Origin of the sequence: Streptomyces capoamus, from assembly GCF_014654935.1 — a bacterium.
In the GTDB taxonomy this organism is placed as follows: domain Bacteria; phylum Actinomycetota; class Actinomycetes; order Streptomycetales; family Streptomycetaceae; genus Streptomyces; species Streptomyces capoamus.
The window spans coordinates 46,829-57,852 of sequence record NZ_BNBF01000012.1; the positions used below are offsets into that span (position 1 = coordinate 46,829).

General features: G+C 73.9%; 11 protein-coding genes. 5 read left to right on the plus strand and 6 right to left on the minus strand.

Going from position 1 to position 11,024, the window contains the following annotated elements; all coding sequences use genetic code 11:
- Window positions 1-746: FAD-dependent oxidoreductase (locus IE312_RS19895; RefSeq protein WP_189983658.1), on the plus strand; the 746-nt coding region annotated here is incomplete at its 5' end.
- Between the two features lie 60 nt (window positions 747-806).
- On the opposite strand, the gene IE312_RS19900 is transcribed toward IE312_RS19895, so the two are convergent.
- Window positions 807-1,376, minus strand: a complete 570-nt coding sequence (locus tag IE312_RS19900; RefSeq protein WP_189983660.1) for a carboxymuconolactone decarboxylase family protein — start codon at window positions 1,374-1,376, stop codon at window positions 807-809.
- A gap of 46 nt (window positions 1,377-1,422) precedes the next feature.
- Here IE312_RS19900 and pdxR point away from each other — a divergent pair, with 46 nt between their 5' ends.
- Window positions 1,423-2,862, plus strand: a complete 1,440-nt coding sequence (gene pdxR, locus IE312_RS19905; protein ID WP_189983663.1) for a MocR-like pyridoxine biosynthesis transcription factor PdxR — start codon at window positions 1,423-1,425, stop codon at window positions 2,860-2,862.
- A gap of 127 nt (window positions 2,863-2,989) precedes the next feature.
- Here pdxR and IE312_RS19910 read toward each other — a convergent pair whose 3' ends face one another.
- Together IE312_RS19910 and IE312_RS19915 are read right to left on the minus strand one after the other, a co-directional pair.
- Window positions 2,990-3,244, minus strand: a complete 255-nt coding sequence (locus IE312_RS19910; RefSeq protein ID WP_189983664.1) for a DUF397 domain-containing protein — start codon at window positions 3,242-3,244, stop codon at window positions 2,990-2,992.
- Window positions 3,245-4,105 carry a Sco1979 family transcriptional regulator gene (locus IE312_RS19915; protein WP_189983666.1) on the minus strand — a complete coding sequence of 287 codons (861 nt, stop codon included), beginning with the start codon at window positions 4,103-4,105 and terminating at the stop codon, window positions 3,245-3,247.
- Between the two features lie 330 nt (window positions 4,106-4,435).
- Between IE312_RS19915 and IE312_RS19920 the strand changes: the two genes are divergently transcribed.
- The 3 genes from IE312_RS19920 (at window position 4,436) to IE312_RS19930 (ending at window position 8,028) form a co-directional block, all read left to right on the plus strand.
- Window positions 4,436-5,239, plus strand: coding sequence for an ATP-binding protein (locus IE312_RS19920; RefSeq protein WP_370467576.1), 804 nt, complete (start codon window positions 4,436-4,438; stop codon window positions 5,237-5,239).
- Window positions 5,236-5,688: a hypothetical protein gene (locus IE312_RS19925; RefSeq protein ID WP_189983671.1), complete on the plus strand. Its 453-nt coding sequence runs from the start codon at window positions 5,236-5,238 to the stop codon at window positions 5,686-5,688. The genes IE312_RS19920 and IE312_RS19925 overlap by 4 nt, the downstream gene beginning before the upstream one ends.
- 366 nt (window positions 5,689-6,054) lie before the next feature.
- On the plus strand, window positions 6,055-8,028 hold the full coding sequence (locus IE312_RS19930; RefSeq protein ID WP_189983673.1) for an ABC transporter ATP-binding protein: 1,974 nt from the start codon (window positions 6,055-6,057) through the stop codon (window positions 8,026-8,028).
- A gap of 31 nt (window positions 8,029-8,059) precedes the next feature.
- Here IE312_RS19930 and IE312_RS19935 read toward each other — a convergent pair whose 3' ends face one another.
- From IE312_RS19935 to IE312_RS19945, 3 genes are all read right to left on the minus strand, one after another.
- Complete coding sequence (locus IE312_RS19935) at window positions 8,060-8,236, minus strand: DUF8839 family protein (RefSeq protein WP_189983674.1); 177 nt, start codon at window positions 8,234-8,236, stop codon at window positions 8,060-8,062.
- Window positions 8,237-8,404: 168 nt separating this feature from the next.
- On the minus strand, window positions 8,405-9,049 hold the full coding sequence (locus tag IE312_RS19940) for a DUF899 domain-containing protein (RefSeq protein ID WP_189983677.1): 645 nt from the start codon (window positions 9,047-9,049) through the stop codon (window positions 8,405-8,407).
- A gap of 207 nt (window positions 9,050-9,256) precedes the next feature.
- On the minus strand, window positions 9,257-11,024 hold a 1,768-nt coding region (locus tag IE312_RS19945), incomplete at its 5' end, for an FUSC family protein (protein WP_229900175.1).

An 11,024-nucleotide genomic window follows, 5' to 3' on the forward strand; every position in this document is an offset into this window, starting at 1 on the left:
CCGGCCGGGCGTTGAACGGCATACACCAGGCGATGGAGTATCTGCCGTTGGCCAATCGGGTCTGTGAGGGGGATCTGAAGGTTTCGCCGCTGTCGGCCGCCGGCAAGCACGTCGTGATCGTGGGCGGCGGGGACACCGGGGCGGACTGCCTGGGCACCGCGGTGCGCGAGGGCGCCGCGTCGGTGACCCAGCTGGACATCTACGCACAGCCGGGTGCCGAGCGCGACGAGGACAGCGAGCCGTGGCCGACGTACCCGAAGATCTACCGGCTGTCGGCCGCGCACGAGGAGGCCCGGGAACTGCGGACGGCACCGGCGGCGGACGCGGACGCGCGGCTTTTCGCGGCGTCCACGCTCCGCTTCACCGGGGACGAGAGGGGGAACGTGCGGTCACTGCATCTGGTGGAGGTCGATGAGCAGCGGCTCGCGGTGCCGGGCACCGGGCGGACCCTCCCCGCCGACCTGGTGCTGCTCGCCCTCGGGTTCTCCGGACCCGACCAGGAGGACGGGATGATCGAGCAGTTGGGTCTGGCGCTGCAGCCACGCGGCACGATCGCCCGGGACGACGGTTTCGCGACCAACACCCCCGGGGTCTTCGCCGCGGGAGACGCCGCGCGCGGGCAGTCGCTCATCGTGTGGGCGATAGCGGAGGGGCGCGCGGTGGCGGCGGCCGTCGACCGTTATCTGACGGGACGTTCCCGGCTCCCCGCCCCGATAGTCCCGACGGACCGGCCGATGGTGGTCTGAGCGCCGGCGCCGTCGGCGCCGCGGGCACCAGCCGGCCGTGGTCGCGCGAAGGGCGGTGCGTCAGCGGGTGCGCTCGTCCGTGCCCGCGATCTTCCCCGTGGCCAGGGCCACACGGTTCCAGGTGTTGATCGTGAGGATCAGGGACAGGACGTGGGCCAGTTCCCGGTCGTCGAAGTGGGCGGCGGCCTCCGCGTAGACGGCGTCGGGAACGCCTCCGTCGGCGACCAGGGTCACCGCCTCCGTCAGGGCGAGGGCGGCCTGCTCCTTCGGGGTGAAGAAGTGCTGGGCCTCACGCCAGAGGGCGACCATGTGGAGCCGGTCCTCGTCCTCCCCGGCCTTGCGGGCGTCATTGGTGTGCATGTGCAGGCAGTAGGCACAGTGGTTGAGGTGGGAGGCGCGGATCTGGATCAGTTCGACCAGGGCGGGGTCCAGGCCCTCGCGGGCGGCGGCGTCGAGGCCGATGATCATGCGGAAGACCTTCGGCGCGGCCCGGGCGAAGTCCAGGCGGCTGCGGGAGGCGCCGGCCGCGGTGATCCCCGTGGTGGGGTCGACGGTGGTGGTGGAAGCGCCGGCAGAGGCCGAGACAGAGGTGGAGGCGGAGGCGGAGGCGGCAGTCGTGTGCGTCGTCATGTGCTTAACCTAGGGGCCCGAAAGACCGGCTGTAGGGTGCACTTCCATGACGGATTCGTGGGTCAATTCCGGAGAGCGGATCGGTGCGGACCTGCTTCTGGAGCTGTCCGGGCCGGGTGGCCGACGGGCGGCGCTGACCCGCGCGCTGCGGGAGGCGGTGCGCAGCGGCCGACTGCCGCCGGGCGCCCGGCTGCCGCCGTACCGGTCGCTCGCCGCGGACCTGGGCGTGGCCCGCAACACGGTGGCCGACGCGTACGCGGAGCTGGTCGCGGAGGGCTGGCTGACCGCCCGGCAGGGGTCCGGGACGCGGGTCGCGGAGCGGGCCGAGCCGCTGCGCCACGCCGTGCGGACGCCCGTGCAGGCACCCGGACGCACGGGCGGGCCCCGGCACGATCTGCGCCAGGGCACGCCGGACGCGTCGGCCTTCCCGCGTGCGGCCTGGGCGGCCTCCTACCGCCGGGCGGTGCAGGCGGCGCCCAGCGAGGCGTTCGGACCGGGCGATCCGGCCGGGCGCCGTGAGCTGCGGGAGACGCTGACGGAGTACCTGGCACGGGCGCGCGGGGTGCGTACGGAGCCGGACCGGATCGTGATCTGCTCGGGCTTCGCGCACGCGCTGCGGCTGCTGTTCGGCCGGGGGACGCGGGAAGGACCGGCGGCGGGCGGGGTGCTGCGCGGTCCGCTGGGCGTCGAGGCGTACGGTCTCGGCTTCCACCGGGAGTTGCTCGCGGCGGCCGGCGTGCGCACCGTACCGCTGCCGCTGGACGAGCACGGCGCCCGGGTGGACGCGCTGGGGCGGGAGCGGGCCGTGCTGCTGACGCCCGCGCACCAGTTCCCGACCGGTGGTCCGCTCCACCCGGAGCGCCGGGCGGCGGTGATCGACTGGGCCCGGGTGCAGGGGGCGGTGGTGCTGGAGGACGACTACGACGGCGAGTTCCGGTACGACCGTCGGCCCGTCGGAGCGCTCCAGGGTCTCGATCCCGAGCGGGTGATCTACCTCGGATCGGTCAGCAAGAGCCTGTCACCGGCGCTGCGGCTGGGCTGGATGGTCCTGCCCGAGCGGTACGTGGAGCCGGTGCTGGCGGTGAAGGGCGAGCGGGAGGGGTGGGCGAGTGTGCTGGACCAGCTCGCGCTGGCGGACTTCGTGGCCTGCGGGTCGTACGACCGTCATGTGCGGCGTATGCGGCAGCGGTACCGGCGCCGCCGCGACCGGCTCGTCGCCGCGCTCGCCGCGCGGGCACCGCACGTCGGCGTGACGGGCATAGCGGCCGGGTTGCACGCGGTGCTGCGGCTGCCGCCCGGCACGGAGCGCTCGACGGTGAAGGCCGCCGCGTGGCAGGGCATCGCCCTCGACGGGCTCGCCGGTTTCAGGCATCCGCACGGTCCGACGGACGGCGGCGACGGTCTGGTGGTGGGGTACGCGGCCCCGGCCGAACACGCCTACGGAGCGGCGCTGGAGGCGCTGTGCGGTGTGCTGCCGCCGGAGTGACGGGCGGGGCGGATCGGACGGGGGGCCGGTACGGACGGTCGACTCGGTCACACGACTCGGTCACACGACTCGGTCACACGACTCGGTCACGAAGAAGGAAGGAGGGCCAGAATCAACACAGGAGAGGTCAGGTCAGCAGGAAGTCGGCCTCCCCCGCCTTGGCGCCCTCTATGAACGCGGTCATCTCGTCCATCGTGTAGATCAGCGCCGGGCCGTCCGGGTCGGTCGACTGGCGTACCGCGATCCGGCCGTCGGCCAGCTTCATCGCCTCCAGGCAGTTTCCGCCGTTGCCGCCGCTCCAGGGCTTGTGCCACCCTTCGCTGCCCAACTCCCGCGCGGGCATGCCGTTGTAGACGCGTCCGCGCGGCTTGATGCGATCCATTCACAGCTCCTTGCGGAGATCCAGGAGGATCTCCTTCGTGCGTTGTGCCGTAGCGGCCTGCGCCGCCATGCGGTCCATGACCTCCAGATGGGTCGCCACCTCGGTGCGCGCGTCGAGGTAGACGGCGCCGGTCAGGTACTCGCTGTAGACCATGTCCGGCAGTTCTGACATGGCAAATCGGAACAGCACGAAGGGCCCGTACGTCCCCGGGTGCGGCCCGTTGGCGAACGGGGCGACCTGGAGCGTCACATGGGGCAGCTTCGTGGCCTCGAGCAACCTGTCGATCTGCGCGCGCATCACCTCCGGTCCGCCGACCGGGCGGCGCAGGGCGGTCTCGTCCATCACCGCCCAGAAACGGGGCGCGTCCGGACGGGTGAGCAATTGCTGACGTTGCATGCGCAATGCGACGTGCCGCTCGATGTCGTCGGGGCTCGTCTGCCCGATGGCACCGGACTTCAGCACGGCACGCGCGTAGTCCTCGGTCTGCAGCAGGCCGGGGACGAAGTGCGGTTCGTAGGAGCGGATGAGGGCGGCCGCGCCCTCGAGGCTCACGTACATCGAGAACCAGCCGGGCAGGATGTCGTGGAACCGCTGCCACCAGCCGGGCCTGTTCGCCTCCTCGGCCAGCTGGACGAAGACCTCGGCCTCGTCGTCCGGGACGTCGTAGGCCTTCAGGAGCAGTTGCAGGTACGGGATCTTGAGGGCGACCTCGGCGGTCTCCATGCGGCGGACGGTGGCGGGGGCGACGCGGAGCACGCGGGCGGCCTCCTCGCGCTTGAGTCCGGCGCGTTCCCGCAGGTCCTGCAGGCGCCGGCCGAGGACCACCTGGCCCACCGTCGGCGCGGACCGCGGTTCGCTCACGCTCCCACCTCCACCGAACGCCCCTGCCGAGGCCTCTTGTCGAACCTTTCGGCCGCACTCTCGCGCCCGTTGTTCCTTGCGCCGGCAAACTGCGAAACCTCTTGCCGGGAAGAACGTACGCGTCCTCTTGCCGTAAAGATTCCCGACAGCCCTGCGGCGCCGTTCGAAGACTCGTTCGAAGACCGGGTCGGATCTCCGACGTCTCCAATTGGCGCCGCGCCTGGTGCTGTTGCGAGCAGTGTGCCACGGCCGCCGACCCGGTCACACAGCACTCTGCATTTTTCATAGTGACTCTTGCCAAGTGTCCGCGCCAGGGCGATAGTGGCACACGTGATTCCGTCCGCGCCCTTAGGAACAGACGCGGCCGCAGACCCTTCCGGTCTGGGCGCCGCGACGGGAGCGACCCCTGAGCGGGGCGCTGCCGAGCGAAGGTTCCGTTTCGAGCTGGCCGCGCATCCGGGTTCCGTCGCCCAGGCCAGACGCCTGACGCACGCCCGGCTCGCCGGCTGGTCGGTCTGCGCGGACACCTGCGACAACGCGGCTCTGGTCGTGTCCGAGCTGGTCACCAACGCGATCGTGCACACCGCGAGCAGCCGGGTCGTGTGCGAGTTGCTCGACCATGACGACATGGTGCGCATAGCCGTCCACGATCAGGGCTGTGCTCCTGGCGCATCCCACCCGTCCCCACAGCGAGCCGATGAGGAGCACGGGAGGGGGTTGCTTCTCGTGGACGCGCTGTGCCGGGCCTGGGGTGCCCAGGAGCACGGTCCCGGGCTGTCGGTCTGGGCGGAGCTGCCCCGCCTGACCGGCACCGCCCGTCACACCGAGGAACCGCGCGGCGACCTCGGCTGGGGTGCGCGGCCCAAGCCGGGCCGCCCGGACGACTCCGACGAGGACCGGCCGGCCGAGGCGAGCGGACGCGCGCCGCAGCAGCGCGGACCCGGGGACGCCGGGCAGTGGGGGGAAGCGGGACAGCGCGGGGAATCCCGGCACGGGCACGCGCCGCATCCGGGACAGCACCGGCCCGCGGCACACCCGGAGCGCCACCGGACCGCCATGTTCCCGGACCAGCACGGGCCCGCCACCGCGTCGTTCCGCATTCCCGAGCAGCCTCTTCCCGGGGACCGGCCTTGACCGGCCCGGGCCGGCTCGCCGGAGGCGCCGGGGCGGGGCACGGGCCGGGCCTCGGTCTGAACACCCTGGTGCGGCTGCAGCGCCGGCGGCCGGCTCCCGAGCCGGACCGCCGGCCGGCGTTGCCCGACGGCATGACGGCCCCGCTCGGCTTCGACGCCGTGGCCGTGCCCGACCGTCTCGGTCCGCTGGTCGTACCGCGGCTCCCGCGGGTGGGATGCGTCTACGCCGACGGCTCCCGCTGGTGGTGGATCGTTCCGTCGGACTCCGACTACGCCCTGCCGTGGCCGTCCCCGGCCCACTACGCCCCCGGTGCCCTGATCACCGGTGCCGCCCGCCTGATCCACCGCCCGGAGGGCACCCTCCCGTACACCCCGCCCATCCCCCTCTACCTGGCCCTGTGCCGGGTGACGGGGACCAATCCGGACTGGTCCCGAGCCATCCCGGCGTAACCACCGCGGCCATCGCCCGCTCAGCCTCGGTCCACCCGTCCCCCGTCGCCCACCTCGTGCCGGACGACGGTCACCCCGATCCCGATCCGGCTGCCGACCGTCTCGGCCCGACCACTCCGCCGAGCAGCCCGCAAGGCACCCGCCGAGCAGCCCGCCACCACCCACCGACCGTCCGCAGGGCGCGACCCGGTCAGCGCCGCCGGTTCCGCCGGACGGCTCCCCGCCGCCACCGCCGTACATCGCCCCGGGTCGCACCCCCCGTGCCGGAAGCGCTTCTTCCGCGCCCCCGCACATGCCCCGCGCGCCCTGCCGGGCGGCGGCTCCGGTCGGGATAGTGGCCGTTCCGTCGGGGTCCGGGAGGTCACGGTGAGGAAGAGGCGGGAGGCGGCCGAGCCCGTGGTGTCGGCGTCGGAGCGGCTGCTGTTCGGCGGGCCGCTGCGCTACGACATGGGCTGGAACCAGCATGCGGACGCCTTCCTCGCGCTCGGTTTCCGGGCGATGCTGCGCCGGCTGCCCGGCATGCTGGCGTCCAGTCTCCGGCTGGCCCGGCAGGCGGACGCGCGGGCCGCCCGGGTGGTGCTGGCCGCCGAGCTGGGCCGGGGCGCGGCCCAGGCGGTGAGCCTGCTGGCCGTGAACAGCGCACTGGGCCGACTGCTCACCGGTCCCGACATCGGGCAGCGACTGCGCTCGGCCGCCCCGGCCCTGGAGGCGATGGCCGTCGTGATGGTGGTCGCCGCGCTGTTGCGGGCCGCCTCCACCTACGCCACCGGACGGCTGGAGCCGAAGGTGGAGCGGGTGGCGACCGAGCTGTACCTGGAGCACGCGGCCAACGTGGAGCTGGCAGCGATCGAGGACCACGCCTTCCACAAACTGCTGGACACCGCCCAGTACGGCGCCCGGTCCGCCCGGCACATGATCGGCTACAGCGCCCGGGTGATCAACGCGATGATCTCGCTGGTCGCCGCGGCCGGCGTGCTCACCGTGCTGCATCCCGCGCTGCTGCCCCTGCTGGTCACCATGACCCTGCCCAGCGCCTGGAGCGCGCTGACCAACGCCCGGCGCCGCTACGAGTCCTTCCACACCTGGGTGCAGCACGCGCGGGCCGGCCAACTGATCAGCAGCCTGCTCACGGAGCCGGCCGCCGCCCCCGAGATCCGGGTGCACGGGGTGGGCCCGTTCCTGCTGCGCCACTTCCGGGCCATGTCGGAGACCGCGGAAGCGGAACAGGCCAGGTTGTCCCGGCTGGCGGCGCGGACCGGTCTGATCGCCGGAGCCTGGACGGGCTTGGCGACCCTCGCCACCTACGCGACGCTGGGGGCGCTGCTGCTGGCCGGTGCGATGGCCCTGTCGGTGGCCGGTACGGCGGTGATCGCCGTCCGCACGGGCGCGGCGAGCCTGGACGCGCTGGTGCTGGAGATCAACCAGCTGCACGAGGAGGCGCTGTTCGTGGGCGATCTGCAGCGGATGTACGGGGCGGCGGCCGAGCGGGCCATCCCGGTGGGCGGGGAGCCGCTGCCCGAGGATCCCCAGGAGGTCCGCTTCGAGAACGTCACCTTCAGTTACCCCCATGACGGGAGCCCCGCCGACGGGTGTCCGGGACCCGCGCCGCGCCCCGCCCTGGACGACGTCAGCCTCACCCTGCCCCTCGGCCGGATCATCGCGCTCGTCGGGGAGAACGGCTCGGGCAAGACCACGCTGGTCAAGCTGCTCGCGGGCCTGTACACGCCCGACCGGGGCCGGATCCTGTGGGACGGCGTCGACGCCGCGCGGGCCGATCGGCGGCTGCTCGCCGAGCGCATCGCGATGGTGGCCCAGGACTTCAAGCGCTGGCCGTTCACCGCCCGGGTGAACGTGGCCGTCGGCCGCTCCGCCGCACCGATCACCGAGGAGCGGCTGGCCGCGTCGATCGCGGAGGCGGGGGCCGAGGAGGTGGTCGCGGAGCTGCCGCGCGGCCTGGACACGCTGCTGGCCCGGAACTTCAGCGGCGGGCACGAGCTGTCCGGCGGTCAGTGGCAGCGGCTCGGTATCGCCCGGGCGGCCTACCGGCGCGGGAGCATCCTGATCGTGGACGAACCGACGGCCGCCCTGGACGCGCGGGCCGAGCTGGAGGTGTTCGAGAAGATCCGGGCGCTGGCGCGGGGCGGTCAGACGGTGGTCCTGATCACGCACCGGCTGGCCTCGGTCCGCCACGCCGACCTGGTGCACGTGCTGGAGCACGGGCGCCTGGTGGAGTCGGGCACTCCGGAGGAACTACTGGCCAGGGGTGGTGTCTACGCCGATCTGTACACGCTCCAGGCGCAGCAGTTCACGGCACGAGTGCCGGCGCCGAGGTCGTGCTGACACCCGGACGCGCCGCCATCCCCGGACGGACTCAGTCCGCTGTCTCGGCGCCCCGGACGATCACCAGGAACGTGTCCGTCGCGAGGTCCATGACGACCTCGGCGGCCAGGCCCTCCTGACGCCGCGCGTGCGCGAACTCCTCCGCGGGCCAGGATCCCCGCGGACCACCGGCGGAAAAGCGTTCGAGCACCGTTCGCCCGTTCACCATCTCGCACCTCCAGGAAGCGTCGTACGTGTAGGAGTTAACGCTCTGGAGAGGGGAAACGGCTCGCCGGTGACGCTACTGAGACAATGGCGATACGGGATGGGCGCGGACCGTGAGGATCCGTTCACCTTGTGACACGAAGCGGACCGTCCGTATGAGGGAGGGCACCACTCAGTCGTCGTACTCGTCGTGGAGGCGGAGGCGTTCGCCCCCGGCGGGGGTGCGGCCGAGCGCGGTCAGGTCGAGCAGGGCCGCGGTGGTGCCCAGTGCGTCCAGTCCGTCGTCGTACACCGAGTAGGTGTGGAAGACCCGGTCGTGGTCGCGCAGGAAACAGCTGAGGCCGGGCCGTTCGACCGGATCGCCGCCGGTGTCGACGGTGGCCTCGAAGTCACGGTTGAAGTCGCTGTGCGCCGAGGAGTACCAGGGCACCGCCCAGCCCATCCGCGCCTTGAACGGAAGGATCCGGGTGAACGGTGCCTGGGAGACGGCCGCGAAGGCGGTGTTCCGGGCCCGCAGGTGGGCGAGGTGGCCGACCTGGTCCAGGAAGGCGGCGCAGCACGGGCAGCCGGACTCCCACTCCGGGGCGAACATGAAGTGGTGGACGACGAGCTGGGCCCGCTCCTCGAAGAGGTCGAGCAGGGTGGCCTTGCCGTCGCCGCCCTCGAAGACGTACTCCGGGTCGACCTCCACCATGGGCAGCCGACGGCGCTCGGCGCCCAGGGCCTCGCGGGCTCGTCCGACCGCCTCCTCCTTGCGCAGTAACTCCAAGCGTGCCGCGCGCCACTGCTCACGCGAGACGATCTCCGGAAGCGACATGTGCCCTCCTGTCCGACGGTCGGTTCGGGATGGTGACCGCCGGACGGAGCGGAACTCATCGCCGGGCGCGGAACTTGTCCGGCGACCGGGTCGCGGAGTCGCTTTCCGGCCAGGCGGACCGGCCGCCGACCGGCCGGCCGGAGGGCGGGGGCCGGCCAAGGGGGCGGTCACGCCGGCTGGGCCGAACCGCCGTCCGGGCCCGGGCGGCTACGCGGCGGCGGGCAACGGCACCCGCATGCCCCGCTGCTCCAGCTCCCCCAGCGCCTCGCGCAGTCGGCGCAGGTGCCGGGGGGTGAGTCGTCCGGTGTCGTCGAGGTGGACGGCGCAGGCCGTGGTGGTGTCCACGAGCCGTTCCAGCACCTCGGCCAGCGCGTCCGTGCCCTCGGTGTGCCGGGCGAGGGAAGGCAGTTCGGCGGCGGCGAGCGCGATGGCGGTCCGGGCCTCGGCAAGGGTCCGGTACGCCTCCCGGCGCAGCGCCCACCGCTCGGTGCGGTCGCCGGACTCGCCGAGGACGTGCAGGAGATAGGCGTGCGCCGCGCCACCGGCCGCCGCGAGCCGGGCCCGCACCCCGCCGCCCCGCTCCCCCGGCATCGGCAGGTGCCCCACGACCAGTACGAGCGCGCACGCCAGCAGGGTCTCGCCGATCCGGCTGACCGAGGCCTGCGGTTCACCGCCGGCCATGACCAGGGCGAGGACGAGGACGGTGACGACGGCGGTGAGCGCCGCGAAGTTCCGGGTGGCGACCGGTATGACGGCGCCGCACACAGCCACCAGCACGATCAGCCCCGCCGGGCGGGGCAGCAGCGCGGCGAAGCCGGCGAACACCACGGCGCCGAGCACGGTCCCGGCCGCCCGGCACAGCACCCGGGAGGCGAGCGGGCCGAGGTCGGGCTTGACGAGGAAGACGGCGGTGGCGGGCAGCCAGTACCAGTGCGTGTGCGGCCCGTACCAGCGGCTGTGGTGCAGGGCCTGGGCGATGGCCGCGCTCGCGCCGAAGCAGAGGGCGACCCGCAGCCCGTACTCACGGCCGCCGGCCCCGAGCGCGGCCCGCAGGGCGTGCCGGACGCCCCGGCGCCGGCCGAGCAGTCCGCGGTGGGCGCCGTCCCCCCGGTCGAAGGCGTCGGCCGCATGCAGCAGGGCGTCGTCCAGGGCGCGCAGCGCGGGCGCCGACCTGTGCGGGGCGGGCAGTGGGCCGGTGCCGGTGTTGTCGCGGACGGCGGCGGCGAGCCGCCGGGGCCCCTCGGCCGCCCGCGCCGGCACGGGCTCCCCGGCCCAGTACAGGGCGGTGGCGGCCTCGGCCAGGGGCAGGGCCGCCGCGAACTGCGCGTGCAGCCGGCGCTCGGCGGCCGAGCCGGCGTACCGGCGCAGCCGGGGTCCGGCGAGGGCGTCCTGGGCGTGGTCGAGCGCGGCGGTGAGCGCGGCCCGCCGGGCGGTGGCGTGCTCACCGCCCACGGCGGCGACGAGCGCGCCGACCGCGTCGTAGACATCGGCGACCGCCTGCCGTTCCCCGTCGAAGCGGAAGTCCCCGCCGAGCGAGCCGGGCGTGGGCAGGGCGAGGCGCAGGAGCAGCAGCCAGCCGGCACCGGCCAGGAAGGCCAGGGCCCGCAGGAAGCCGCTCTCGGCGGCCGGCATCCCGGCCCCGACGGCCGCGGCGACCAGCAGCTGCGTGCCGGCGGCGGAGGCGACGGGCCCCACGGCGCTCATGCCGCCGGCGACCAGGCCCAGCGCGGTGAGGGCCATGGTCAGCGGTACGGCGGCGAGTCCCTGTCCGGCGTACGTCCCGAGGAGCAGCCCCAGCGCCCCGGCCAGCGCGGGCACGCCGAGCCGCTTCACCGACGCCCGCCGGCTGCCGGGCCGGTCGTTGATGCCCACGAGCATCGCGGCGATGGCGGCGATCACACCGAGCGCCGTCTGGCCCGTGCGGAGCCCCGCGGCGAGCAACGGGCCGGCGGCGAGCGCGCCCCGGCAGACCGCG